Annotated in this window: 27 protein-coding genes; 17 read left to right on the top strand and 10 right to left on the bottom strand. The window is 75.5% G+C overall.

The window, feature by feature from the left end; genetic code table 11:
* Nucleotide 1 precedes the first annotated feature (1 nt).
* From WAA21_RS01675 to WAA21_RS01640, 8 genes are all read left to right on the top strand, one after another.
* A complete protein-coding gene (locus WAA21_RS01675; RefSeq protein WP_336920999.1) occupies nt 2-604 on the top strand; it encodes a TetR/AcrR family transcriptional regulator in 603 nt (200 codons plus the stop codon).
* Nucleotides 605-656: 52 nt separating this feature from the next.
* A complete protein-coding gene (locus WAA21_RS01670; RefSeq protein WP_336920998.1) occupies nt 657-980 on the top strand; it encodes a putative quinol monooxygenase in 324 nt (107 codons plus the stop codon).
* On the top strand, nt 977-2,353 hold the full coding sequence (locus WAA21_RS01665) for an FAD-binding oxidoreductase (RefSeq protein WP_336920997.1): 1,377 nt from the start codon (nt 977-979) through the stop codon (nt 2,351-2,353). The genes WAA21_RS01670 and WAA21_RS01665 overlap by 4 nt, the downstream gene beginning before the upstream one ends.
* A gap of 223 nt (nt 2,354-2,576) precedes the next feature.
* Nucleotides 2,577-2,795, top strand: coding sequence for a type II toxin-antitoxin system CcdA family antitoxin (locus WAA21_RS01660; RefSeq protein ID WP_336920996.1), 219 nt, complete (start codon nt 2,577-2,579; stop codon nt 2,793-2,795).
* Nucleotides 2,792-3,238 (top strand): type II toxin-antitoxin system VapC family toxin, encoded by a 447-nt coding sequence (locus tag WAA21_RS01655; protein WP_336920995.1) that lies wholly within the window; start codon nt 2,792-2,794, stop codon nt 3,236-3,238. Before WAA21_RS01660 ends, WAA21_RS01655 begins: the two co-directional genes overlap by 4 nt.
* A 15-nt stretch (nt 3,239-3,253) precedes the next feature.
* Complete coding sequence (locus tag WAA21_RS01650; protein ID WP_336920994.1) at nt 3,254-3,994, top strand: siderophore-interacting protein; 741 nt, start codon at nt 3,254-3,256, stop codon at nt 3,992-3,994.
* Nucleotides 3,995-4,048: 54 nt separating this feature from the next.
* Nucleotides 4,049-4,177, top strand: coding sequence for a hypothetical protein (locus tag WAA21_RS01645; protein ID WP_336920993.1), 129 nt, complete (start codon nt 4,049-4,051; stop codon nt 4,175-4,177).
* Nucleotides 4,178-4,652: 475 nt separating this feature from the next.
* Nucleotides 4,653-7,088: a right-handed parallel beta-helix repeat-containing protein gene (locus WAA21_RS01640; protein WP_336920992.1), complete on the top strand. Its 2,436-nt coding sequence runs from the start codon at nt 4,653-4,655 to the stop codon at nt 7,086-7,088.
* Nucleotides 7,089-7,171: 83 nt separating this feature from the next.
* Here WAA21_RS01640 and WAA21_RS01635 read toward each other — a convergent pair whose 3' ends face one another.
* The 7 genes from WAA21_RS01635 to WAA21_RS01605 are packed head-to-tail and all read right to left on the bottom strand — an operon-like array spanning nt 7,172 to nt 13,051.
* On the bottom strand, nt 7,172-8,272 hold the full coding sequence (locus WAA21_RS01635) for a sugar kinase (RefSeq protein ID WP_336920991.1): 1,101 nt from the start codon (nt 8,270-8,272) through the stop codon (nt 7,172-7,174).
* Nucleotides 8,269-8,604, bottom strand: a complete 336-nt coding sequence (locus WAA21_RS01630; RefSeq protein WP_336920990.1) for an L-rhamnose mutarotase — start codon at nt 8,602-8,604, stop codon at nt 8,269-8,271. Before WAA21_RS01630 ends, WAA21_RS01635 begins: the two co-directional genes overlap by 4 nt.
* Nucleotides 8,601-9,614: an aldo/keto reductase gene (locus tag WAA21_RS01625; RefSeq protein WP_336920989.1), complete on the bottom strand. Its 1,014-nt coding sequence runs from the start codon at nt 9,612-9,614 to the stop codon at nt 8,601-8,603. Before WAA21_RS01625 ends, WAA21_RS01630 begins: the two co-directional genes overlap by 4 nt.
* Nucleotides 9,611-10,273, bottom strand: coding sequence for a bifunctional 4-hydroxy-2-oxoglutarate aldolase/2-dehydro-3-deoxy-phosphogluconate aldolase (locus WAA21_RS01620; protein ID WP_336920988.1), 663 nt, complete (start codon nt 10,271-10,273; stop codon nt 9,611-9,613). Before WAA21_RS01620 ends, WAA21_RS01625 begins: the two co-directional genes overlap by 4 nt.
* Nucleotides 10,270-11,031, bottom strand: coding sequence for an SDR family oxidoreductase (locus WAA21_RS01615; protein WP_336920987.1), 762 nt, complete (start codon nt 11,029-11,031; stop codon nt 10,270-10,272). Before WAA21_RS01615 ends, WAA21_RS01620 begins: the two co-directional genes overlap by 4 nt.
* The gene (locus tag WAA21_RS01610; RefSeq protein WP_336920986.1) at nt 11,028-12,086 is read right to left on the bottom strand and encodes a zinc-dependent alcohol dehydrogenase; all 1,059 of its coding nucleotides are present in this window, start codon (nt 12,084-12,086) and stop codon (nt 11,028-11,030) included. The genes WAA21_RS01615 and WAA21_RS01610 overlap by 4 nt, the downstream gene beginning before the upstream one ends.
* Nucleotides 12,083-13,051: an amidohydrolase family protein gene (locus tag WAA21_RS01605; RefSeq protein WP_336920985.1), complete on the bottom strand. Its 969-nt coding sequence runs from the start codon at nt 13,049-13,051 to the stop codon at nt 12,083-12,085. The genes WAA21_RS01610 and WAA21_RS01605 overlap by 4 nt, the downstream gene beginning before the upstream one ends.
* 102 nt (nt 13,052-13,153) lie before the next feature.
* On the opposite strand from WAA21_RS01605, the gene WAA21_RS01600 reads away from it, so the two are divergent.
* The 3 genes from WAA21_RS01600 to WAA21_RS01590 are packed head-to-tail and all read left to right on the top strand — an operon-like array spanning nt 13,154 to nt 16,375.
* On the top strand, nt 13,154-14,518 hold the full coding sequence (locus tag WAA21_RS01600) for an ABC transporter substrate-binding protein (protein ID WP_336920984.1): 1,365 nt from the start codon (nt 13,154-13,156) through the stop codon (nt 14,516-14,518).
* A 16-nt stretch (nt 14,519-14,534) separates the two neighbouring features.
* On the top strand, nt 14,535-15,476 hold the full coding sequence (locus WAA21_RS01595) for a carbohydrate ABC transporter permease (RefSeq protein ID WP_336920983.1): 942 nt from the start codon (nt 14,535-14,537) through the stop codon (nt 15,474-15,476).
* Nucleotides 15,473-16,375: a carbohydrate ABC transporter permease gene (locus tag WAA21_RS01590; RefSeq protein ID WP_336920982.1), complete on the top strand. Its 903-nt coding sequence runs from the start codon at nt 15,473-15,475 to the stop codon at nt 16,373-16,375. The genes WAA21_RS01595 and WAA21_RS01590 overlap by 4 nt, the downstream gene beginning before the upstream one ends.
* Before the next feature lie 5 nt (nt 16,376-16,380).
* Here the strand turns inward: WAA21_RS01590 and WAA21_RS01585 are convergent, their stop codons facing one another.
* Nucleotides 16,381-17,115 carry a FadR/GntR family transcriptional regulator gene (locus tag WAA21_RS01585; RefSeq protein ID WP_336920981.1) on the bottom strand — a complete coding sequence of 245 codons (735 nt, stop codon included), beginning with the start codon at nt 17,113-17,115 and terminating at the stop codon, nt 16,381-16,383.
* A gap of 92 nt (nt 17,116-17,207) precedes the next feature.
* On the opposite strand from WAA21_RS01585, the gene WAA21_RS01580 reads away from it, so the two are divergent.
* Nucleotides 17,208-18,374, top strand: coding sequence for a mandelate racemase/muconate lactonizing enzyme family protein (locus WAA21_RS01580; protein WP_336920980.1), 1,167 nt, complete (start codon nt 17,208-17,210; stop codon nt 18,372-18,374).
* 148 nt (nt 18,375-18,522) lie between these two features.
* On the opposite strand, the gene WAA21_RS01575 is transcribed toward WAA21_RS01580, so the two are convergent.
* Nucleotides 18,523-19,251, bottom strand: coding sequence for a hypothetical protein (locus WAA21_RS01575; protein ID WP_336920979.1), 729 nt, complete (start codon nt 19,249-19,251; stop codon nt 18,523-18,525).
* A 191-nt stretch (nt 19,252-19,442) separates the two neighbouring features.
* Here WAA21_RS01575 and WAA21_RS01570 point away from each other — a divergent pair, with 191 nt between their 5' ends.
* From WAA21_RS01570 to WAA21_RS01555, 4 genes are all read left to right on the top strand, one after another.
* Nucleotides 19,443-20,600, top strand: coding sequence for a sensor histidine kinase (locus WAA21_RS01570; RefSeq protein WP_336920978.1), 1,158 nt, complete (start codon nt 19,443-19,445; stop codon nt 20,598-20,600).
* On the top strand, nt 20,597-21,280 hold the full coding sequence (locus tag WAA21_RS01565) for a response regulator transcription factor (protein WP_336920977.1): 684 nt from the start codon (nt 20,597-20,599) through the stop codon (nt 21,278-21,280). The genes WAA21_RS01570 and WAA21_RS01565 overlap by 4 nt, the downstream gene beginning before the upstream one ends.
* Nucleotides 21,281-21,532: 252 nt before the next feature.
* A complete protein-coding gene (locus WAA21_RS01560) occupies nt 21,533-22,204 on the top strand; it encodes a nucleoside/nucleotide kinase family protein (RefSeq protein WP_336920976.1) in 672 nt (223 codons plus the stop codon).
* Between the two features lie 129 nt (nt 22,205-22,333).
* Nucleotides 22,334-22,510, top strand: coding sequence for a CsbD family protein (locus WAA21_RS01555; RefSeq protein WP_336920975.1), 177 nt, complete (start codon nt 22,334-22,336; stop codon nt 22,508-22,510).
* A 7-nt stretch (nt 22,511-22,517) separates the two neighbouring features.
* Here the strand turns inward: WAA21_RS01555 and WAA21_RS01550 are convergent, their stop codons facing one another.
* A complete protein-coding gene (locus tag WAA21_RS01550) occupies nt 22,518-22,709 on the bottom strand; it encodes a hypothetical protein (RefSeq protein WP_336920974.1) in 192 nt (63 codons plus the stop codon).
* Nucleotides 22,710-22,770: 61 nt separating this feature from the next.
* On the opposite strand from WAA21_RS01550, the gene WAA21_RS01545 reads away from it, so the two are divergent.
* Nucleotides 22,771-23,985, top strand: a complete 1,215-nt coding sequence (locus WAA21_RS01545) for a pyridoxal phosphate-dependent aminotransferase (protein WP_336920973.1) — start codon at nt 22,771-22,773, stop codon at nt 23,983-23,985.
* Nucleotides 23,986-24,094 lie beyond the last annotated feature (109 nt).

Raw genomic sequence — 24,094 nt, 5'->3', positions numbered from 1 at the left:
CGTGGCGGGACGACCGAGCGGGCGCCGGCCCGGCGACAGCGGCACGCGCGAGGCGATCCTCGCCGCGGCGCGGCGGCTGTTCGCCGAGCAGGGCTTCGACCGGACGACCATCCGGCAGGTCGCGGGCGCCGCCGACGTCGACCCCACGCTCGTCCACCACTACTACGGCTCGAAGCAGCGGCTGTTCGTCGCCGTCGTGGAGCTGCCGTTCGAGCCGGATCACGTCGTCGCCCACGTGCTGACCGGCGACCCCGCCGGGGTGGGGGAGCGGCTCGCCCGCTTCGTCGTCGGCGCGCTGGAGGCCGAGGAGTCCCGCCGCCGGCTCCTCGGGCTCATCCGCGCCGCCGCGTCGGAGCCGGAGGCCGCGGCCATGCTGCGGACCCGGCTCACCGACGACCTGCTGTCGCGGGTCGCGACGGGGATCGGCGCCGACCGGCCCGAGTACCGGGCCACGCTGTGCGCGTCGCAGATGATCGGCATCGCGATGGCGCGCTACGTCGTCGCGGTGGAGCCGCTCGCGTCCGCGTCCGCCGCCCGGCTGGTCGCCGACGTCGCGCCGACGCTGCAGCGCTACCTCACGGGCTCGCTCTCCCCGTCCGGCTGAGCCGGCGCTGCCCCGGAGCGCGTCCGTCGGGGACGGGCGGGAGGATCGGCCCATGATTGCCATCACCGCCAAGTTCCCGGTGAAGCCCGAGCACGCCGACGACTGGCCGGAGCTGTCCCGCGCCTTCACCGAGGCGACCCGCGCCGAGGACGGCTGCCTGTGGTTCGAGTGGTCGCGCTCCCTCGACGACCCGACCGTGTACGTGCTCGTCGAGGCGTTCCGCGACGGCGACGCCGGCGGCGCGCACGTCGGCTCCGCGCACTTCCGGCAGGCGCAGGCCGACCTGCCGCAGTACCTCGTGCGGACCCCCGACATCGTGAGCACCGAGGTCGACGCCGACGGCTGGTCCGAGCTCGGCGAGATGCGCGTGGGGTGAGCGCCCACCCGCTGCTCGCAGAGCTCCGGACGGCGCTGCCCGAGGACGGTGCCGTCCTCGACGCGCCCGCCTCCACCGACCGCTACCGCCGCGACCAGGCGGCGTGGGCCGAGGCCGGTGTGCCGCTCGCCGTCGTGCGGCCCTCGACCGCCGAGCAGGTGCGCGACGTCGTGCGCGCGTGCCGGCGGCACGGGGTGCCGGTCGTGCCGCGCGGGGCCGGGTCCGGTCTCGCGGGCGCGGCGAACGCCGTCGACGGCGGGGTCGTCGTCAGCACCGAGCGCCTGCTCGGGGTGACGGTCGACCCGGTCGAGCGGCTCGCCGTCGTCGGCCCCGGCGTCGTGAACGCCGACCTGCGGGCGGCCGTGGCGGAGCACGGCCTCTGGTACGCGCCCGACCCGGCGAGCGCCGGGTTCTCCAGCATCGGCGGCAACGTCGCGACGAACGCGGGCGGGCTGTGCTGCGTGAAGTACGGCGTCACCCGCGACCACGTGCTCGGCGTGCAGCTCGTCACCGGCGCCGGGGACCTCGTGCGCCTGGGCCGGCGCACCGCCAAGGGCGTCGCCGGGCTCGACCTGCTCGGCGCGGTCGTCGGCTCCGAGGGCACCCTCGGCGTCGTCACCGAGGTGACGGTCCGGCTGCGCCCGGCCCGCCCGCCGGAGCGGACGGTCGCCGGGTTCTTCGACTCCCTCGTCGACGCCGGGGAGGCGGTCGCCGCCGTCGCGCGCGCCGGCGTCGTGCCGTCGGCGCTGGAGCTCGTGGACTCCCACAGCCTTCGCGCGGTCGACGCGTGGAAGGCGACCGGGCTCGCCGACGAGGCCGACACCGTCCTGCTCGCCCGGCTCGACGCGCCCGGCGAGGTCGGCGACGCCGACGCCGCGACCGTCGAGGCGTGCTTCACCGCCGCGGGCGCGACCTGGGCGGGCGCCTCGAGCGACGAGGCGGAGGCCGAGGCGCTGTTCGACGCCCGCCGTCTCGTGTGGCCCGCGGTGGAGCGGCTCGGGCCGCTGCTCACCGAGGACGTGTGCGTCCCGCTCGGCGCCCTGCCCGCGATGCTCGCCCGCGTGCAGGCCGCGGCGGCGCAGCACGACCTCGTGATCGCGACCGTCGCCCACGCCGGTGACGGCAACCTCCACCCCCTCGTCGTGGTGCCTGCGGGGGCCGACGGCGAGGCCCGGGCGGCGGCCGCCTTCGAGCAGCTGATGGACGACGCCCTCGCCCTCGGCGGCACCATCACCGGCGAGCACGGCGTCGGCCGGCTCAAGCGCGAGGGCCTCACCCGCGAGCTCGACCCGCTCGTGCTCGACCTGCAGCGGCGGGTCAAGGCCGCCTTCGACCCCGACGGGATCATGAACCCGGGCGCCGTCTGGGCCTGACGGCCGTGCCACGGTCCGCGGCGGCCCCGCGGGAGAAGACCCTCCTCCGGCGGCGTGGGGGCACAGTGGGGGCATACGCCGGACACCGAGGGGGTCTCGCTCGGGGCCACCTCGACGCGCCGCGCGACGGCGGGCGGACTCGGCTGCGTCCACAGGGGCGACGCGCCGTCCACACCCGCTCGTCGCGGGGTGCCACCGACCACGACGCCAGGACACTGGCGGAGTGCCGAAGGTCAGCGTCTACCTCCCCGACGACCTCGCGGCCGAGGTGCGGGCACGGGAGCTGTCGCTCTCGGCCCTGGTCCAGCGGGCGGTCGAGGCCGAGATCCGGACGGTGGACCGCGAGCGCTGGCTCGCCCGGATGCGACGGCTGCCGTTCGCGGACCACGACGTCGACGTCGTGGACCTCGTGCGCGAGGTGCGCGGTGAGGGCCGCACGTGATCGTGCTGGACGCGTCCGCGCTCGTGGAGGTGGTCGTCGCGCGGCCCGATCGTCACTGGGTGGTCGACCTGCTCGCCGTGCACGAGCCGGCGGCTCCGGCGCACCAGCTCGTGGAGGTGACGACGGCGCTCGCCGTCCTGGGGCGACGCGGGGTGCTGTCACCGGACGAGGTGGACGCGGCGGCTGTCGCGGCGGCCGAGCTGCCGCAGCGCGTCGAGCCGGTCGACGCGGACCTCGTGCAGCGCGCCCTCGCCCTCCGCCGCGGCGGGACCGTCGCCGCCGCGCTGTACGTCGCGCTCGCCGAGCGCCTCGACGTGCCGCTGCTGACGACGGACCCTCGGCTGGCGTGGGCCGTGCCGACGGGTCGGGTCCTCGCTCCCGAGCCGTGGCCCGGCCGCACCCGCCCCAGGCCGCCGCGCGGATCCGCCTGCAAGGTTGGTTAGGCTAACCTCATCGACATGCGCCACGGCTGGGAGGGCGTCGTCCTCAGGGCGATGCGGGGGCGGGACTTCGTCCTCACGGTCGGCGAGTCCGAGGACGTCACCGACCGCTACCGGCGGGTCCGCGTCACCGACGACGGCGGCCTTCTCGCCGCGTGCGGCACGCACCCGACGATGTGGGTGCGGCTGTGGTTCGACGACGGCGGCTCACCGCACCAGCGCGCGTACACGCTCGTCGACCCCGACCCGGCCGCGGGCACCTTCGACCTGGAGTTCGCCCTCCACGACGGCGTCGCCGCGCGCTGGGCGCAGAGCGTCCGGCCCGGCGCGACGATCGACGCGACGGTCCAGGGGACGGGCTTCGACCCGGTCCGGCCCGCCCCGCGGCGCATGCACGTGGTCGGCGACCCCGCGTCGCTGCCGGCGGTCAACAGCCTGCTCGACGCCTCGCCCGGCACTCCGGCGCGGCTGTGGCTGGAGCACGGCGCGGACTCCGACCGGACCCTGCCGCTGCGCCTGCGCGCGGGCGACGAGGTGACGTGGGTCGCGCGGCACGGGGCGGCGGTCCCGGGCGGGGCCCTCGTCGCCGCCGTCACCCAGGCGTGGACGTGCCCGGCCGCCGACGTCGACGTCGCCGCCGACTGGTTCTGGCTCGCCGCGGAGGCCGCGAGCACCCGCGCCCTCGCCCGCACGCTGCGCAAGGAGCTCGGCGTGGCCAAGGACCGCTGCTCCGCGCTCGGCTACTGGCGGGCCGGGTGAGCGCGGGTGCCGCCGCGTACGCCGCGCGGGGCGGTCCGCCGCTACACCGTCGTCATGGACCTGTCCCGGCCCGCGACGGCCGGCAGCGACTTCACGACCCTCACGACGGTCCCGCTGCTCGCCTCGTTCGTCGCGGGCTCGCTCGCGCTCGCCGTCGCCGGCCCGCTGAGGGAGGCCTCCTGATGGTGGGCCCGCGTGGGCCGATTCCGCGCGGACGGGCTGCCACGGACCGTCCGTCGCCGCACGGTGGTGTGCGACGAGGCGGTGTACCCCCATTGGGGGCACACCGCCTCGCGCGGGTACCTGCCCACCGGCTCGGCGTCACCCGGCGGGCGGGTGGAGGCGGACGGCCACCGCTCTTGATATGACGTCATACCTATGCTTCGCTTTCGTCGGGCACCTGCCCTAATCACGAGGGAGTGAGCAGATGACGACGACGTCACCACCGACCCCGACCCCCCTGCGCCGCGTGGGACGCGCTGCGCTCGGGGTCTCAGTCGCCGCGGCCTCCGTGCTCGGTACGACGGCGACGGCCCCGTTGGCGGCCGCGGCCCCGCCGGGCACAGCGCGGACCGTCCATGTGGTCCCGGACGACCAGGCCCGTGGCGCCGCCTGCGTCGCACAACGGCCCTGCTCGATCGACCGCGCGCGAGCCGTCGTGCAGCGTCTGGCGGCCACCGGCCGGCACGACGTCACCGTCGAGCTGGCCGACGGCACCTACCGCCTGGAGGAGCCCCTGGAGCTCGGCCCGGAGGACGGCGGCCGCGACGGTCGCACCGTCACGTGGGCCGCCGCGCCCGGAGCCACGCCCGTGCTGAGCGGGGCGACGGACGTGTCCGGCTGGTCCGTGCACGACGCCGACGCCAACGTCTGGGTCGCCGACGTCCCCGCCGGCACCGACTCGCGCCAGCTGTACGTCGAGGGCGTCGTCGCCCCCCGGGCCACGCTCGAGCTCGCGGTCTCCGACGTGTCCGTGTCGCCCGACGGCCTCACGATCGAGAACCCGGACCTGCAGTGGCTCACGGAGCTGCCGGACCTCGACCGGGTCGAGTTCGAGTCGCTCGGCGACTTCACCGACCGCTACTCCCCGGTCGCGGGGGCCGAGGGCGACCTGCTCGTCATGGAGCAGCCGGCGTGGGACAACAACACGTGGGGCTGGGACACGTTCCAGAACTCGTTCCTCGCCGCGCCCACCTACCTCATGCAGAACTCGCTGGCGTTCCTCGACGAGGTGGGCGAGTGGTACCTCGACCCCGAGGCCGGGCAGCTGTTCTACAAGCCGGGCGACGGCGTCGACCCGGCCGACCTCGACGTCGAGCTGCCCCGCCTGGAGGCGCTCGTCAGCATCGGCGGCACCTACGACGAGCCCGTCACCGGCATCGGGATGCGGGGCCTCACCTTCACGGGCACCTCGTGGCTCGACCCGTCCGACGTCGGGTACGCCAACCAGCAGAACGGCTTCTTCATCGCCGAGGAGGTCGACTACCGGCCCGCCGACGCGTTCACCAGCTGCTCGCGCGGCTGCGAGGCGTTCGAGCGCGCGCGCTTCGTCACGTGGTCGCAGCAGCCGGCCGCCGTGCAGGTGTCGGCCGCGTCCGGCATCACGTTCACCGAGAACCGCTTCGTCGCCCTCGGCTCGACCGCGCTGGGGATCGGCCAGGACGACAACGCCGTCCTCACCGGCGTCGGGCTCGGCGCGAGCGACGTGCGCGTCACGGGCAACGTCTTCAACGAGGTCGCCGGCCACGGCATCGCCGTCGGCGGGGTCGAGGTCGACGCCCACCACCCGAGCGACGAGCGGATGACGAACCGTGACATCACGCTCGAGCACAACACCGTCAACCGCGTGGCCGTCGACTACAAGGACAACTCGGGGATCCTCACGACGTACGTCACCCGGATGGACATCGTCCACAACGAGGTCGCGAACGTCGCCTACAACGGCATCGACACCGGCTACGGCTGGGGCATCCACGACCCGGGCGGCTCCGGCGACTACGTCCGCCGCGGCTACTACAACTGGCACCCGCTCTACGACACGCCCACGACGCTGCGCGAGAACTTCGTCCACGGGAACCTCGTCCGCAACACGAAGGCGCGCTTCGCCGACGGCGGCAACCTCTACAACCTGTCGGCGAGCCCGGGCACCGTGGTGTCGGAGAACTACCTCACCCGCGTCTCCGGGGTCGGGCTCTACCTCGACGAGGGCACCCGGTACACCGTGTACGAGCGCAACGTGCTCGACGGCACGAACCCGTGGGTGTTCACCAACGCCTACAACGCGGGCAACGGCACGAACGACAACCTGCTGCGCAACAACTGGCTGAACTCCGGTGGCGAGCAGATCCCGAACGCCGAGGAGCGCAACAACCGGCTCGTCGACAACGTCCGCGTGCAGGGCACGAACTGGCCGGCCGAGGCACGCGAGGTCATCTGCGCCTCCGGCGTCGCGCCGCGGTACCGCACGGTGCTCAACGCCAACCTCTTCGGGCTCGACGGGTGCACCGTCGAGGCCCCCGTGACCGGCTTCGAGACGACGACGGAGGCGGCGGCGCGCTCCTACACCGGCCAGCAGGGCGACGCGCTCGGCATCGGGGCCGCGGGCTCCGACATCTGGGGCGGCGGCGGCCAGCGCGACGACCAGTACGCCGCGGTGTACGCCGACGACGCCTTCACCGACGGCTCAACCGTGACCGTGCGCGTCGACGCGCTCGTCGACACGGACGTGTGGGCCAAGAGCGGCGTGATGGTCCGCAACGACGTGGCCGCGGGCGGGGAGTCTGCCGGGTACGCGATCGTCGCGGTCACCGGCCGCAACGGCGTCGCGTTCCAGTGGGACGCCGACGGCGACGGGTACGTCGAGCAGGCGGCCACGGCAGCGGTCGACGTCTTCCGGCCCGTGTGGGTGCGGGCGACGCGCACCGGCACGCAGCTGACCGCCTCGTACTCCTACGACGGGGTCAACTTCGTCCCCGTCGGCGGACCGGTCACCCTCACCGGGGCGACGGACGTCCAGGACGCCGGGGCCTTCGCCACCTCGCACGACCGCAACCGCATGGCGGTGAACGTCTTCAGCGACCTCACGGTCGACTGAGCCGGCGTACCACGCAGCAGGGCCCCCGGACTGTGACGGTCCGGGGGCCCTCGCCGCGAGCGTCGACCGGTTGAGGTCCGGGTTCAGCGCTGGACGCGCGCACCCGCCCCGGCCACGAGTGCCTCGACCTCCCGCAGGCTCGCCATCGACGTGTCGCCGGGCGTCGTCATCGCGAGCGCGCCGTGGGCCGCCCCGTACTCGACGGCAACGGCGAGACCCTTGCCGCTCAGCAGCCCGTAGGCCAGGCCGGAGGCGAAGGAGTCCCCACCACCGACCCGGTCGAGGATGTCGAGCCCCGGTCGCGGCGTCGACGTCACGACGCCGCCGTCGCGCGACCACGCGAGCGCGGACCAGTCGTTTGAGCTCGCCGTGTGCGCCTCGCGCACCGTGACGGCGAGGACCTGCAGCGTCGTGAAGCGCTCGCCGACGGCGAGCACGGTCCGCCGCAGCGCGTCGACGTCGATGTCGGTGAAGTCCTCGCGCGCCCCCTCGGTGACGAACCCGAGGGCGGCGCCGAGGTCCTCCTCGTTGCCGAGGAGCACGTCGACGAGGCCGACGAGGCGCGTGTTGACCTCGCGCGCGGCATCGGGTCCGCCGAGGGACCGCCACAGGCTCGGGCGGTAGTTGAGGTCGTACGACACGACGGTGCCGTGCCGGCGGGCGGCCGCCATGGCCTCCTCGGCGACCTCGGCGGTGCTCGCCGACAGAGCGGCGAAGATGCCGCCGGTGTGCAGCCAGCGCACGCCCTGCCGACCGAACAGGTCGTCCCAGTCGACGTCGCCCGGGCGCAGCCGGGACACGGCCGTGTGGCCGCGGTCGGACACCCCGACGGCGCCCCGTACGCCGAAGCCGCGCTCGGTGAAGTTGAGGCCGTTGCGGGCCTCGCGCCCTAGCCCGTCGAAGGGCACCCACCGCAGCAGGGCGGTGTCGACGCCACCGGCGAGGACGAGCTCCTCGACGAGCCGTCCGACCTCGTTGTCGACGAGCGCGGTGACGACCGCGGTGCGCAGGCCGAAGCAGCGGCGCAGCCCGCGGGCGACGTTGTACTCCCCGCCGCCCTCCCACACCCGGAAGGACCGCGCGGTGCGGATGCGCCCCTCGCCGGGGTCCAGGCGCAGCATGACCTCGCCGAGCGCGACGAGGTCGTAGCGGCAGTCCTCGGCGGGGCGCAGGTCGAGGCTCACGCGCCGGCCTCCTGCTGCGCGGCGAGCGTCCACACCGGCTGCGCGACGAGCGGGGCCACGCTGCCGTCGTCGCGGGTCACGGGCACGACGTGCGGGCCGATGTGGCGCTGCCACGCGTGCTCCGCGGGCTCCTCGGCGAGGGCGAGGCGCGCGGCCTCCCAGTCCTCGCAGTCGACGACGTGGAAGACGTCGCGCCCGCTGCGCCAGATCTGCCAGTCGGTGATGCCGGCGCGCGCCATGGCGGTGGCCAGGTCGTCGGGGACGCGCGCGTGGTCGACGTCGTAGCGGTCCTCGTGCCCCGGTGCGAGGCGGGTGTGCAGCGCGACCCTCATGGCCGCTCCTCTCCGTCGGTCGGGGCGAGCAGCCCCTGCTCGGTCAGGTCGTCCCACAGCGCGTCCGGGACGCGCTCGGCGTGCAGTGCGACGTTGCGGCGCACCTGGTGCGCGTCGCGCATCCCGAGGGTCACGTCCACCACCGCCGGGTGGCGCAGCGGGAAGGCGACCGCGGCCGCAGGCAGCGTCGTGCCGTGCGCGCGGCACACCGCCGCGAGCCGCCGCGCCCGGGCGAGAACGGCCGGGGGTGCGGCGGCGTACTCGTAGCGGGCGTCGTCGGGCACGTCGTCCCGCGCGAGCAGCCCCGAGTTGAAGACGCCCGCGGAGACGACGGACCGGCCGGTCGCCAGCGCCGCCGGGAGCGCGTCACGCAGCGCGCCCTGCTCGAGCAGCGTGAACCGGCCCGCGAGCATGACGACGTCGACGTCGGTCTCCCGCAGGAACCTCGCCGCGAGCGGGGCGGAGTTGAGGCCGACCCCGACGGCTCCGACGACACCCTCGTCGCGCAGCCGCGCGAGCGCCGGCACGGCCTCCCTCGAGGCCTGCTCCCAGTGCTCGTCGGGGTCGTGGACGTAGACGACGTCGAGGCGGTCGAGCCCGAGGCGCTCCAGGCTCGAGGAGATCGAGCGGAGCACGCCGTCGCGGCTGTAGTCCAGGCGCCTGGCGAGCGTGCCCGGCACGTCGAAGCCGTCGTCGTCGCGGGGCAGCGGCGGCACCCGCGGCTCCAGCAGCCGCCCGACCTTGGAGCTGACGACGACGGAGTCCCGGTCGGCCCCGCGGAGCAGCTCGCGCAGCGCGGTGCCCAGCCGGCGCTCGGACAGGCCGAGGCCGTAGTGCGGGGCGGTGTCGAAGTAGCGCACGCCGAGGCGCCACGCCTCGTGCACCGCGGCGACGGCGGTGGCGTCGTCGACGGCGCGGCCGAGGTTGCCGATGACGGACCCGCCGAAGCCGAGCTCGGTGACGTGGACACCGCTCGTGCCGAGACGGCGGCGCGGCAGGACGGCGCTCACGCGAGTCCCGCCAGCGCCTCGCCCACGAGCCGGTGCACGTCGGCCCTCGCGGCGGCCTCCGCGGCGGAGCCGCTGCCGTCGAGGGCGCCCAGCCGCGCGGCGGGCACGAACCACGACCCGCCCACGGCCACGACGTTCGACCTGGCGAGGTAGTCCCTCGCCGTGCTCGCGTCGACGCCGCCGGTGGGCACGAGCCGCACGCCCGGGTAGGGCCCGGCGAGCGCCGCGGCCATGCCGGGCCCGCCGACCACGGCGGCGGGGAAGAGCTTGAGCACGTCGAGCCCCGCGCGGCGGGCCCGCTGCACGTCGCCCGGTGTCGCGACGCCCGGGAGGACCGCGAGGCCCAGCTCGCGCGCCCGCGCGACCACGTCGAGGTCGAGGGCGGGGCTCACGACGAAGCGACCGCCGGCCTCGGCGACCCGGTCGACCTGCTCGACGTCGACGACGGTCCCCGCCCCGACGACGAGCCGCTCGCCCGCGGCCTGGACGCAGGCGGCGAGCACGTCGAGGGCGGCCGGGGAGCGCAGTGTCACCTCCGCGGTCGTGAGGCCCGCACCGGCGAGCGCGCGGCCGAGCGAGGCGCCGTCGGTCGTGTCGGGCACGACGAGCACCGGCACGAGCGGGCACCGGGCGAACGCGTCCTCCAGCAGCGCGCTCATCGCCCGAGCCACCCGCCGTCGACGGCGAGCACGGTGCCGTGGACGTAGTCGGAGGCGGGGGCGGCGAGGAACACGACCGCCTGGGCGATGTCGTCGGCGCGGGCCCAGCGACCGGCGGGGATGCGGGCGAGGATGGCGGCCGCGCGCTCGGGGTCCTCCCGCAGCGACGCGGTGTTGTCGGTCTCGACGTAGCCGGGCGCGACGGCGTTGACGTTGACCCCCTGCGCGGCCCACTCGTTGGCGAGCGCCTTCGTGAGCCCGACGACGCCGTGCTTGGCCGCCGCGTAGCCCGGCACCGTGATGCCTCCCTGGAAGCTGAGCAGCGAGGCGGTGAACACGATCTTGCCCCGGCCGCGGGCGAGCATGGCGCGGCCGACGGCCTGCGTGAGCACGAACTGGCTCGTCAGGTCGACCGCCACGACGTGGTCCCAGTCGACGAGGTCGTGCTCCGCGGCCGGGGCGCGCCGGATCGTGCCCGCGTTGTTCACGAGGACGTCGACGGGCCGCTCTCGGGCGGCGAGGTCGGCCCCGAGGGCCTCGACGGCGCCCCGGTCGGCGAGGTCGCAGACGAGACCCTCGAAGGAGCGGCCGTGGGAGCGGACCGCGTCGGCGACGTCCGCCCCCGGGGGCCGGGTGGAGCCGACCCCGACGACGTCGGCGCCGGCCTGCGCGAGCGCGACGGCGGTGGCGGCACCGATCCCGCGCGTGGCGCCGGTGACGACCGCGAACCGGCCGGTGAGGTCGAACGGGCCGCTCACCGCTGGTCCCGCTCGTCGACGGAGGAGCCTGGCCGGCAGTCGACGAGGACCTTGACCGCCCCGCCCGCGGCGAGGCGCTCGAAGGCGGTGGCGACCTCTGCGAGCGGGACCACGTCGCTCACGAGGTCGGCGACCGGCAGCCGGCCGTCGTGGACGAGGGCGACGGCCTCGGCCCAGTCCTCGCGGGTGTACAGCCGCGCCCCCAGCAGCTCCAGCTCGCGCCAGAAGACCCGGTGCAGGTCGAGCGTGCGCGGCCGGGGGTGGATACCGACCTGGCAGAGCCGGCCGCGCACGGCGAGCACGGCGACTGCGGTGTCGAGGCCCGGCTGGGTGCCGGAGACCTCGAAGGCGACGGCCGCGCCGGCCTCCCCGGTCCGCCGGCGCACCTCCTCGGCCACGGCGTCGTCGTCGGCGGGCACCGCGTCGAGGCCGAGCCCTGCCGCGGTGCGGCGGCGCGCCTCGTCCGGCTCGACGACGAGCACGTGCGCGCCCCGCTCGCGGGCGACGAGCGCGACGAGGAGCCCCACCGGTCCGCCGCCGACCACGACGACGGCCTCGCCGGCCACGACCCTGGCCCGGTGCACGTCGTGGACGGCGACCGCGGTGGGCTCCAGCAGGGCGGCGGTGCGCATCGGGAGGTCCGCCGGCAGCCGCAGGAGGGTGTCGGCGGGGACCTCCCAGCGCTCGGCGAGCGCGCCGGGGGAGTCGACGCCGAGGAACGTGAGGTGCTGGCACACGTGGCCGTGTCCCGCGAGGCAGGCCGGGCACGTGCCGTCGGCGTGCAGCGGCACCACCGTGACCGCGTCGCCCGGCTGCCAGCCCTCGACGCCCTCGCCCACCGCGACGACGTGCCCGGCCGTCTCGTGGCCGATGACGGCGGGCGGGTGCACGCGCGCGTCCATGTCGCCGTGTACGACGTGCAGGTCGGTGCCGCAGATGCCGGTGTAGGCGGGAGCGACGTGCACGTGCCCGGGCGGGGGTGCCCCGCCCTCGAGAGGGGTCGCGGCGATGACGCCGCCGCCCTCGTAGCGGGCGGCGAGGTAGGTGGGGCTCACGGGTCCTCCGGGTCGTCGGTGGCGGGGCTGGGGTCGGGCAGGTCGTACGTGCGCACCGCGGTGCCGGCCAGCACGGCGTGCCGCCCGGCGGCGGGCAGCGGCTCGACCAGCCCGGCGGCGAGCGCGGCCCACTCCGCGTAGGGCCGGGCGAGCAGGCAGACGGGCCAGTCGGAGCCCCACGCGAGCCGGTCCGGGCCGAAGGCGTCGAGCAGGACCGTCCACACCGCCTCGAGCGGCTCGGGGGAGCGGTGGGTGTCGATCTTGGTGACGAGGCCGGAGACCTTGCACACCGTCCCGGGCCGCGCCGCGACCGCGCGCACGTCCCGCTCCCAGGCGGTGAGGTGGTCGCGCGCGGGGGCGTCGACGGGGACCTCGGGGTTGCCCGCGTGGTCGAGCACGAGCCGCAGCCCGGGCACGGCCCCCGCGACCTCCGCGACGGCGGGCAGCTGGTGGCTGCGGACGACGACGTCGAAGGCGAGCCCCTCGGCCACGAGCACGCCCAGGCCGGCGAGCACGTCGTCGCGCAGCAGCCAGCGCGGGTCGGGCTCGTCCTGCACGAGGTGCCGCACGCCGCGCAGGAGCCCCCCGCCGGCACCGCCGCGCAGGCGCTCGAGCTGGCCAGGGACGTCGCCGGTGAGGTCGACCCAACCGACCACGGCGGCCACCGTCGGGTCGCCCGCGGCGGTCGTGAGCAGCGCGACGGTCTCCGCGAGCGTCGGGACGCTCTGCACGACGACACCCGCCGCGAGCGGGCGGCCCGCGACCCCCGTGCGGGCGGCCTCCCGCAGGTCGTCGGGGGTGTAGGGCCGTCGCAGGACCTCCAGGCCCGGCTCGCGCAGCCAGTCCTGGCCGGGGTCCGCGGGGTCCCACAGGTGGTGGTGGGCGTCCACGGCCAGGCCGCGCCAGGTGTCCGCGGCGTCCCGTGCGGCCGGGCCGACGTCGTCGTCGGGGAGTCGCTCTCGCATCGCCGTTGACGCTATTGGTCAGTCGTCATATGTTCAAGCCTGCGGAGGTGGTCATACCTTCGCCGACCCGCGTCGAGGACGACCAGGGAAGGAACCCCGTCCATGTTCATCTCCCCCCACCCCGCACGCCGCCGTCGCGTGCTCGTGCTCGCCACGGCCGCCGTCGTCGGCGCCACCGCGCTCGCCGCCTGCGGCTCCGGCGAGGACGTCGCGGCCCCCGGGGCCGGCGCGTCCGGTGCCGCCGGCTCGGCCGGCTCCGGCGGCATCACCGTCTGGGTCGACGCGTCCCGCGCGCCCGCCGCCGAGGCCTTCCTCGCGGCCAACCCCGACGCCGACGTCGAGGTCGTGAGCTACGACGGGTCCGCCAACGGCTCCGACACCTTCAAGACGCGCATGAACCTGTACGACCAGGCCGGCGAGGGCTGGCCGGACGTCGTCTTCTCCACGCAGAACAACGACGCGTCGTGGGCCAGCCAGGCCACCCCCGGCAACGAGCCGTTCGCCGCCGTCCTCGACGACGGCCTCGTCGACCCCGAGGTGCTAGAGGGCTTCACCGAGGGCTCGCTCGACCCGTGCACGGTCGAGGGCCAGGTGTACTGCCTGCGCAACGACCTCGCGCAGGTCGTCCTCTGGTACGACCAGCAGCTCATGGACGACCTCGGCTACGAGGTGCCGACGACGTGGGAGGAGTACGTCGAGCTGAGCGGGCGCGTCGCGGCGGAGAACCCGGGCGTCATCACCGGCTCGGTGGGCGACGCGTGGACGCCGGAGGTCTTCATGTGGGGCAGCCGCTGCCCCGCCAACCAGGTGACCGGACCGCGCAGCATCAGCGTCGACGCCACCGCCGCGGAGTGCGTGCGCGCCGCCGAGGTCATCGACGCGGGCGTCGCCGACGGCTCGCTCACGACGCTCAGCGTCTTCGCGCCGGAGTTCGTGCAGGAGTACAGCGAGAAGGTCCTCATGATGCCGGGCCCGGCGTGGTTCGCCGGCGCGATCTTCAACAACCCCGACTCGCTAGCGCTGCCCGAGGGCCGACTCGGCGTGGCCGCCCCGCTGCCGTGGGAGGGCGAGGAGGCCGTGACCGGCAACGTCGGCGGCGGCACGTGGTTCGTCTCCAGCCACTCCGAGAACCCGGAGCTCGCGGCCGACTTCGTCGAGTTCGTCACCACCGACGACGCGTACCAGGTCGAGCAGGCGCCGGGCTACCCCGCCTACGCCCCGGCGGCCGAGAAGTGGCTCGCGCAGCAGGAGGAGAGCGGCTACTACGCCACCGACCTCTCGGCCCTCACCGAGGCCGGCTCCGTCATCTGGGACGGCTGGGGCGCGCCGGCCTTCAGCCAGGAGGCCGTGTGGGCGGACACCATGACGCCGCTCGTGACCGCGGGCGGGTCGGTGGTCGACAACCTCGACACCTGGGGCGAGGCGATCCGCAACGAGGCCCAGGTCAACGGCTACACCGTCGAGTGACGGGCGGTTGAGCTCCGTGGCCACCGCCCAGAAGGCCGCCGCCCCGCTGCGTCGTGCAGCGGGGCCGGCGACCGGCCCGCGCCCCGGACGGCGCCGCGCGAGCCTGGTCCCCGTCCTCCTCGTCCTGCCGTACACCGTGCTGCTGCTCGCGTTCGGCCTCGGCCCCGCCGTGTACGCGCTGTGGCTCTCGTTCACCGACGCGACGGGCGGCTTCGCCGGCGTCGACAACTACGCCCGGGTCGTGCAGGACTTCCGCTTCCCCGGCGCAGCGCGGCACGTCGCGCTCTTCGTCGGGCTGTGGCTCGTGCTGCTCGTCGTGCTCGTCGTCGTGCTCGCGCTGCTCGTCCACGCCGTCAGCCGCCGGTGGGTGGGCACGGCGCTGCGCTTCGCGTACTACGTGCCGGGCGCGCTCGCGGGCGCCTCGAGCGTGCTGCTGTGGCTGTTCCTGCTCAACCCGGTCGCGAGTCCGGCGGCGCCGCTGCTGCGCCTGCTCGGGTACGAGAGCTTCAACGACACCATCCAGCCGACGAACCTGCCCGTGGTCTTCGCGCTCATCGCGTTCTGGACCGGCGCCGGCGGCTGGATCCTCGTCATGTTCGGTGCCCTCAACAACATCCCCGACGACGTCATGGAGGCCGCCCGCATCGACGGCGCCGGCCCGGTGCGCATCGCGTGGTCCATCCAGCTGCCGCTCATCCGGAAGTGGGTGACGTACATGGTGATCCTGTCCCTGGCCGCGGGAACGCAGCTGTTCGTGGAGCCGACGCTGCTGTCGCAGGCGAGCAACGCCGTCGTGCCGAACGACTACTCGCTCAACCAGCTCGCGTACCAGTACGCGTTCAGCCTCGCCGACTTCAACGGCAGCGCGGCCATCTCGGTGCTGCTGCTCGTGGTGTCGCTCGGGCTGTCGTCGGTCTTCGTCGCGCGCGGCGGCCTCTTCGACACGGACGCCTCGTGAGCACGCTCACGCGCACCGGCACGCGTCCCGCACGCCGACCCACCGCCGGTGGTGCGGTGGCGGCGCTCGTGCACGCAGTGTTCGTCGTGTTCTTCGCGCTGCCGCTGCTGTGGCTGCTGCTCGCCGCGACGCGGTCGGGCGCGTCGCTCGTCCGCGACGCGCCGCTCTCGCCGGGAAGCCTCGGCCAGCTCGCGGAGAACTGGCGATCGCTCGTCGGCTTCCAGGACGCCGCGATCCTCACCTGGGTGGGCAACTCGGCGTACTACTCCCTCGCCGCCCTCGCGCTCACGCTGCTCGTGTCCATACCGGCGGGGTACGCCCTCGCCCTCACGCGCTTCCGGGCGCGGCGGACGCTGCTGCTGACGACGCTCGTCGTCATGCTCATGCCGAACACGGCCCTCGTGCTGCCGGTGTTCCTCGAGATGAATGCCGTCGGCCTCATCGGCACGGCAGCGGCGGTCGTGCTGCCGTTCTCGTTCTTCCCGTTCGGGGTGTACCTCGCCTACATCTACTTCTCCTCGAGCATCTCGCGCTCGCTGCTGGAGGCGGCGCGGATCGACGGGTGCGGGGAGCTGCGGCTGTTCCTCCACATCGCGCTGCCGCTGTCGGCGCCCGTCGTGGCGCTGGTCGGGTTCTTCAGCTTCGTGCAGAACTGGAACAACTACTTCCTGCCGTTCGTCATGCTGCCGAGCAGCGACGACTACCCGGTCCAGATCGGGCTGTCGGCCCTGCTGTCGTCCACGCCGGCCTTCAACCCGAGCGCGGCGGGCGCGGCCGTCATCGACCTGCCGACGCTCGCGCTCGCCACGATCGTCTCGGTGCTGCCGGTGCTGCTCGTGTTCGCCTTCGCGCAGCGCTTCCTCGTGACCGGCCTGACGGCCGGCGGGGTGAAGGGGTGAGGGGCTCAGCCGTTGCGGGGCCGGCGCCGCTCCCAGCTGCTCTCGATGTGCGCGGCCATCGCCCGCTCCGCCGCGGCGGCGTCGCCGGACCCGATGGCCTTCAGGACCTCCCGGTGCTGCCGGTTGGTCTCGCGGCGGTCGACCGGGCCGACCACGCCGCTGTAGCGGCGGCTGCGTCGGGCCTCGGCGTGCACGGTCCGGACGATGGCGCGGCCGAGCTGGTTGCCGGAGGCGAGCATGATCCGCTCGTGGAAGGCGACGTCGGCGTCGTCCATCCGCTCGGGGTCGTCGACGAGGTCGTCGAGCTCGTCGAGCATGCGGCGCAGGTCCGCGAGGTCGTCGGGACCCGCCATCCGGGCCGCGTCGGCGGCCATGCCGGACTCCAGCGCCGTCCGGACGGCCACGAGCTGGTCGAGCACGTGGAACTGCTCGTCGTGCTCGACGACGGCCGCGAGCACCCGCGGCTCCAGCAGGTTCCACGCCTCCTGCGGGGTGACGGTCGTGCCGATGCCCTGCCGGACCGTCAGCAGCCCGTGCGACTCCAGCGCCTTGACGGCCTCCCGCACGACCGTGCGGCTCACGCCGTGCGCGAGGCACAGCGCCGCCTCGTTGGGGACGAGCTGCCCGGTGGCGAGCTCGCCGGAGACGATGTCCTCCAGCAGCGCGTCGACGACGGCGTCGGCCCGCCGCGCCGGCCGGCCGGTGTCCTCGCGGGGCCGCTGGGTCGTGCGGTCTGCCATCGCCTCGTCACCTCCCGCTCGCGCCGCGGCGAGCGTAGCAAGACGTCACATGTTCAACCGCCCGCCGAACACCGCCAGAACCGAGGAGCACCGTGAAGATCACCGGTTACCGCAGCCTGACCACGTACCACGAGTGGGGCCGGCCCATCGGTGACGTCAACTACGCCCACGAGGGGACCCGCACGCCCGTCTCGCTGCTCGTGGTGGAGACCGACACCGGCCTGGAGGGGGTGGGCGTCGGCCCGCACCCGGACGTCGACCGGGTGTTCCACGCGGTGGCGGGGGAGGACCCGCGCTCGGTCGTCGCGCTGTACGACCGGATGTGCGACCACGTCTTCAAGTTCGGGCACCAGGGCTTCACCGCCGGGGCGATCGGGGCCCTCGACATGGCGCTGTGGGACATCAAGGCGAAGGCGGCGGGCGAGCCGCTGTGGCGCCTGCTCGGGGGTCGCGACCGCTTCGTGCCCGGGTACGCCTCCGCGCTCGACATGCACCTGGGCGACGAGGAGCTCGCAGGCCTGCACGCCCGGTTCGTGGAGCGGGGCTTCCGCGCGGTCAAGCTCAAGGGCGGTCGGCTCGTGGCCGACGACCTGCGGCGCCTGCGGCTGCTGCGCGACGTCTACGCCGCCAACAGCGCCGACCCCGGGCTCATGCTCGACGCGAACGAGGCGTGGCACCGCTCCCAGGCCGTCCGGCACATCAGCCGCATCGAGCGCGAGCTCGACCTCACGTGGGTCGAGGAGCCCGTGCGCCGCTGGGACGCGGCCGGGCTCGCCGCGGTCAGGGGCTCGGTGACGGCCGGGGTCGCCAGCGGGGAGAACCTCACCGGCCTCGAGCAGTTCGTGCCGCTGCTGGACGCCGACGCGCTCGACGTCGTGCAGACGGGCTGGGGCTGGGGCACGACGTTCTCCCTGCGGGTGTCCCTCGCCGCTCACGCGCGCGGCCTGCCCGTCAGCCCGGTCGGCTTCACGCCGGCCGTGGCCGCCGCGGCGACCGCGATGCCGAACATGCTCACCATCGAGGTGCAGGACCTCGGGTGGCCGGTCGGCCTCGTGGCGGACATGGAGGTGGCCGACGGTGGCTACGTGCTCGGGGACGCCCCGGGCAACGGCTTCAGCCTCGACACCGCCTCGCTCGACGAGGCGGGCCGGACGCCCGTCACGCTCGTCGGCAACCACGCCCGCCCGCCGCGGGCGTCGCTGCACGTGTCCCCGGAGGACTGGCCGCGTCCCCGCGGCCACGTCGACGCCTCGGCCTGAGTCGGTCCTCGCTGCCGCACGAGGGACGGGGCATGCGACGAGGCGGTGTACCCCCAGTGGGGGCACACCGCCTCGCGCGGGTACCTGCTCGCCGGCCCGGCGTCGCCCGGCGGGCAGGCGCCACGCCGTCGGTCACCCGCGGGTGCGCTCAGGCGAGCGCCTCCGCCGCCCGCACGTCGGCGCGGGCCCGGCGCAGGATCCGGTAGCCGGTGACGGCCGTCGGCGCCCAGCACAGCGCGGCGAGCACGAGGCCGAGCGGGCCCGGCACGACGAACGGCACGACCATGGTGCCGAGCGAGCCGGGCACGAGCCACCACGGCAGCACCCCGGCCCGGGCCAGGCCGACGAAGAGGACGGGGAAGCCGATCGTCGGCAGCAGGCGGGCGCTCATGAGCCACGTCACGCCCCACGCGTCGGACATCGCGACCTCGAACACGCGCACCGCGTCGGCCGTCGCCACCTCGTTGCCGAGGGCCGCGAGGTACCAGTCGCCGAGCAGCAGGCCGCTGATCTGCAGCGAGCCGACCGCCGCCATGAGGGCGCCGACGGTCGCGATGCCCCGCCCGCGCCGGCCGCGGACGAGGGTGAGCGCGGCGAGCGCGCCGAAGGTGAGCAGCAGCCAGCCGTAGTGGAACAGCCCCGCCGAGACCGCGCTCAGCGCGGGGTCAGCGGCGAGCGACGCGATGTAGGCGGCCGGGCTGTCGTCGGCCTGCGGCGGCGAGGTCGCCGACGCGCCGAGCATGAGCAGCGGGGCGGCCACGAGCGCGGCGCCGCCGAGCGGGGCGAGCCGGCCGAGGGCGCCGGCGGCGCGGACGGCCGGGTCCGGGGTCGTCGGTGCGGCGGAGGCCGTGGTGCGGGGGTCGAGGTGCGTGGTCATGACGTCTCCTGTGAGGGTTCCGGGGCCGCTCCGGTCGGTGCGGCGTCGAGGAGGACTCTCGTTGCGGCGGCACCCCGGGCGGATCGGCCCGGCGGCCCGACCGTCCTCACACCGCGGGACGACCTGACCGCTCCGGGGGTCCTCCCCCAGGAGGACCCCGGTCGTCCCGGTCGCGCCCTACCGTCACCCTCGTGCACCCGGTCCTCGCCCGCCGTGGCGTCCGTCGCGCCCTCGCCGTCGGCCTGCCGCTCGCCGCCGCCGGTGTCGCGCTCGTGGAGTCCGCCGCCGACCAGCGGGTCGTCGAGCTGGGCGTCGGCAGCGTCGCGGTCGCGGTGGCTCTCGGCGCCGGGGTCGCCGTCTCTGCCCGCCACCCGCTGCTCGGTGCGCTGTGGCAGGTCGCCCTCTTCCCGCTGCCCGCGCTGCTCGTGGCCTCACCCGGGCCCGGCGGGGCGCAGCTCATCGTGCTGCTCGGCTCGCTGCTGTGGGCCGGGTACCGGCTGCCTCCGCGACGCTCCGCCGCCGCCTACGCCGTCGCGGTGCTCGTGCCGGCCGTCACCCTCGTGGTGGCGGGGGAGACGGTGTGGGAGTTCCTCTTCTTCGCCGTCATCCTCGGCCTCGGCTGGGTGATGGGGCTGCTGCTGCGCCGCGAGCGCGCCCGGGCCCTCGAGCTCGCCGCGCTGTCGCAGCAGCTGCGGCGCGAGCGCGCGCTGCGGGAGCAGCAGGTGGTCGCCGAGGAGCGTGCGCGCATCTCCCGCGAGCTGCACGACGCCGTCGCCCACACGATGAGCGTGATGACGCTGCAGGTCGGCGTCGTGCGGCACCGCCTCGCCGACCGGCCGGTCGAGCGCGAGGCCCTGCAGCAGGTCGAGGCCCTCGGCCGCCGTGGCGTGGAGGAGCTGCGCCGGGTGGTCGGGCTCGTTCGCGCGGGCGACGGCGACACCCTCGCGCCCGCGCCGTCGCTCGCGCGCCTCGACGACCTCGTCGCGGACCTCGAGGCGACCGGCACGACCGTCCGCCTGCACGTCGAGGGCGAGCCGCGCCGGGCCCTGCCGGCCGCCCTCGACGCGTCGGCGTTCCGGGTGCTGCAGGAGGCGACGTCGAACGCGCTGCGCCACGCGCCGGGCTCGCCGATCGACCTCACCGTCCGCTGGGCCGGCGACACCGTGTGCCTGGAGGTGGTGGACGCCGGACCGCGGGGACCGGTGCCGGCCGCGCGTTCCGAGGACGGGGTCGGCGGGCACGGCCTCGTCGGCATGCGCGAGCGGGTGTCCCTGTTCGGCGGCTCGCTGCACGCGGGGCCGCACGGCGGTGGCTTCGCGGTCCGTGCCGAGCTGCCGGTGCCCGCGTGAGCGCGCGCGAGGGCGTGGGCCCGCCGGTGCGCGTGGTCGTGTGCGACGACGAGGCGATGGTGCGCGCCGGGCTGCGGATGCTGCTCGACGGCGAGGCGGACGTCGAGGTCGTCGGGGAGGCGGTCGACGGGGTCCAGGCCGTCGAGGTCGTGACCCGGGAGAGGCCCGACGTCGTGCTGCTCGACGTCCGCATGCCGCGCCTCGACGGGCTCGCCGCCGCCGCCCGGCTGCGGGAGGCAGGCGTCACCTCGCGCGTCGTCGTGCTCACGACCTTCGACGACGAGCCGGTCGTCGACGCGGCCCTCCGTCAGCTCGTGACCGGGTTCCTGCTCAAGTCCTCGCCGCCGGAGCGGCTGCTCGAGGCGGTCCGCGAGGCGGCCGCCGGTCGCGGGGTGCTCGACCCCGCCGTCGTGCCGCACGTCGTGGCCGGCTACGCCACCCGGCCGGCCGCGCCCGCGGCGTCGCCCGTCCTGCAGCGCCTCACGCCCCGCGAGACCGACGTGCTCCGCCTCGTGGCCCGCGGCCTGTCGAACGCCGAGGTAGCGGCGCGGCTGTACCTCGGCGAGACCACCGTGAAGACCCACCTCGGCCGGGTGCTCGACAAGCTGGGCGCCCGGGACCGCCCGCAGGCGATCGCCCTCGCCTACGAGCTGGGGCTCGTGCGACCCGGCGGGGACTGAGGGCCGCCACGGGGTGCGCCGGGTAGCCCGACCCACCGGCGCTCCCGTCCGCCGGCCCTGCGTCGGGCGGTGCCGCGAGCCGCCGGGCCGGCCGGTCGACCTCGCCACCCATGAACACAGGAAGCGCGAGCCGCTCCGCCTCGCCCGGGCGCTGAGCCGTCGTCGGCGCCGGCCGTGCCACGATCGTGGCCGTGGCGAGCGACCGGGACGGACGGGCGGCGGCACCGACCACGACGCCGTGGAGCCGGGCCGTTGCCTGACACCCTCGACGCGCTCCTCGACCGCGCCCTCGCGCTCCTCCCGGCGGACCCGGGACGTGCGGTGCTGGGCGTCACGGGCAGCCCGGGTGCGGGCAAGACCACCCTCGCGGCCGCCCTCGCCGCGCGGGCCGACGCCGCGCTCGGCGGCTCCGACGCGGAGCCCCGCGCGGTGCACGTGCCGATGGACGGCTTCCACCTGGCCAACGCGACGCTGGACCGGCTCGGCCTGCGCGGGCGCAAGGGTGCGCCGGAGACCTTCGACGGCTGGGGCTTCCTCGCGCTGCTGCGCCGCCTGCGCGCCGAGACCCGGCACACCGTGTACGCACCCGGCTTCGACCGGACGGTCGACGAGGGCGTGGCCGGGGCGGTCACGGTCCTGCCCGGCGCCCGCCTCGTCGTCGTCGAGGGCAACTACCTGCTGCTCGGCGAGGAGCCGTGGGTCCACGTGCGTCACGAGCTGGACGAGGTGTGGTTCTGCGACACGGCGGAGACCGAACGCCTGCGCCGCCTCGTGGACCGCCACCGGGCCGGCGGGCGCAGCCCGGAGGCGGCGCGCGCGTGGGCGAGGGACGTCGACGGTGCCAACGCCGTGCTCGTCGAGGCCGGGCGGGAGCGCGCGGACCTGGTCGTGCCGCCCGTCCGGCTCGACGACCCCGGGACCTAGCCGCTGCCCCGCGGTCGGACCGTATGACGCACGTCACACAGTGGGCGCGTGCGGATGCGGGCAGCTGGAGCGACCCACTCCCGGAACCGTCACCCGGTGGACGCCGGGGACCCGTCGAGAGGAGACAGCATGAGCACCGCGGACAAGGCCGGGAACACCGCCGACAAGCTGATCGGCAAGGCCAAGGAGGCCGTCGGCAAGGTGACCGACAACGAGCGCCTCGAGGCCGAGGGTCAGGCGCAGCAGTCGAAGGCCGACCTCAAGCAGGGTGGCGAGAAGGTGAAGGACGCCTTCCGCCAGGACTGAGCAGGTCCTACGTCGCGGCGGGCGGGCCTCCCGCGGACCCCGGTCCCGGAGGCCGCCCGCCGCCGACGCGCCGCTCGCGCTCGCGCTCGTGGCGGATCGCGAGGCGCACCGCCCAGTACAGGCCGAGCAGGAGCAGACCCAGCACGACCAGCCACACGAGCCCCACCACGGGCAGGAAGAACAGGTCGGGACCGACCACCGGCACACCCCCTCGACGTCGTACGGATCGTGCCACTTCCGGCCGGGCTAGCCTCGGAGGCATGCCCGTCGACGTCGACCCGCTCGTCGCCCGCATGCGCGGCTTCGGCACCACGATCTTCGCCGAGATGTCGGCGCTCGCCGCCGCGACGGGAGCGGTCAACCTCGGGCAGGGCTTCCCCGACTTCGACGGGCCGCCGGAGATGCTCGAGGCGGCGCAGCGCGCGATCCGCGACGGCGTCAACCAGTACCCGCCCGGCCCGGGCACCCCGCAGCTGCGAGAGGCGGTCGCCGCCCACCAGCGCCGCTGGTACGGCCTCGACTACGACCCCGGCAGCGAGGTCGTCGTGACGGCCGGGGCGACAGAGGCCGTCACCGCCGCCGTCCTCGCGTTCTGCGAGGCGGGCGACGAGGTGGTCGTCCTCGACCCGCTCTACGACTCCTACGCGGCCTCGATCGCCCTCGCCGGGGCCGTCGTGCGCCCGGTGCCGCTGCGTCCGGGCCCCGACGGGCGCTTCGGCTTCGCCGAGGCCGACCTGCGGGCCGCGTTCGGCCCGCGCACCCGCCTCGTGCTGCTCAACAGCCCGCACAACCCCACCGGGACCGTGCTGTCGCGCGCGGAGCTCGCACTCGTCGCCGAGCTGTGCACCACACACGACGTGCTCGCCGTCACCGACGAGGTCTACGAGCACCTCGTGCTCGACGGCGTCGACGGGGCCGGGCACGTCCCGCTCGCGACCCTCGAGGGCATGCGCGAGCGCACGCTCGTCGTGTCCTCGGCGGGCAAGACGTTCTCCTGCACGGGCTGGAAGATCGGCTGGGTGTGCGGTCCGGCGCCTCTCGTGGGCGCGCTCATGCGGGTCAAGCAGTACCTCACGTACACCAACGGGGCGCCGTTCCAGCCGGCCGTCGCCGTCGCGCTCGGCCTGGGCGACGACTACTTCGACGGGCTCGTGAGCAGCATGCGCGCCAAGCGCGACCGGCTCGCGAGCGGCCTGCGCGAGGCGGGCTTCGCCGTCGAGCGCTCGCAGGGCACGTACTTCCTCGCCGCGGACATCCGCCCGGTCCTCGGCGCCGATCCCGACGGGCCGCTGCCCGACGGGCACGACGGGCTCGCCTTCTGCCGCGCGCTGCCGGAGCGGGCGGGGGTGGCGGCGGTGCCGATGCAGGTCTTCTACGCGACGCGCGGCGAGGGACGCCACCTCGTCCGCTTCACCTTCGGCAAGCGCGACGAGGTGCTGGACGAGGGGGTCCGCCGGCTGCGCGCGACGGCGTAGCGCGACGGCGTAGCGCGACGGCGTAGCGCGACGGCGTAGCGCGACGGCGCAGCCCCGGCGGCCGAGCCTCGGCGCCCGGTCCCGCCCCAGCCGGCTCACGTAGGCTCCG

This window comes from Aquipuribacter sp. SD81 (genome assembly GCF_037153975.1).
GTDB lineage: Bacteria > Actinomycetota > Actinomycetes > Actinomycetales > JBBAYJ01 > Aquipuribacter.
The sequence above is the reverse complement of the archived record's forward strand: the minus strand, read 5'-3'. Positions and strand labels throughout refer to the sequence as shown.

Coding starts and splice junctions, on each gene's coding strand:
- WAA21_RS01670 (WP_336920998.1), top strand. CDS start 657: ATGATTGCCATCACCGCCAAGTTCCCGGTGAAGCCCGAGCACGCCGAC.
- WAA21_RS01650 (WP_336920994.1), top strand. CDS start 3,254: ATGCGCCACGGCTGGGAGGGCGTCGTCCTCAGGGCGATGCGGGGGCGG.
- WAA21_RS01645 (WP_336920993.1), top strand. CDS start 4,049: ATGGACCTGTCCCGGCCCGCGACGGCCGGCAGCGACTTCACGACCCTC.
- WAA21_RS01630 (WP_336920990.1), bottom strand. CDS start 8,604: ATGAGGGTCGCGCTGCACACCCGCCTCGCACCGGGGCACGAGGACCGC.
- WAA21_RS01620 (WP_336920988.1), bottom strand. CDS start 10,273: ATGAGCGCGCTGCTGGAGGACGCGTTCGCCCGGTGCCCGCTCGTGCCG.
- WAA21_RS01605 (WP_336920985.1), bottom strand. CDS start 13,051: ATGCGAGAGCGACTCCCCGACGACGACGTCGGCCCGGCCGCACGGGAC.
- WAA21_RS01600 (WP_336920984.1), top strand. CDS start 13,154: ATGTTCATCTCCCCCCACCCCGCACGCCGCCGTCGCGTGCTCGTGCTC.
- WAA21_RS01585 (WP_336920981.1), bottom strand. CDS start 17,115: ATGGCAGACCGCACGACCCAGCGGCCCCGCGAGGACACCGGCCGGCCG.
- WAA21_RS01575 (WP_336920979.1), bottom strand. CDS start 19,251: ATGACCACGCACCTCGACCCCCGCACCACGGCCTCCGCCGCACCGACG.
- WAA21_RS01555 (WP_336920975.1), top strand. CDS start 22,334: ATGAGCACCGCGGACAAGGCCGGGAACACCGCCGACAAGCTGATCGGC.
- WAA21_RS01545 (WP_336920973.1), top strand. CDS start 22,771: ATGCCCGTCGACGTCGACCCGCTCGTCGCCCGCATGCGCGGCTTCGGC.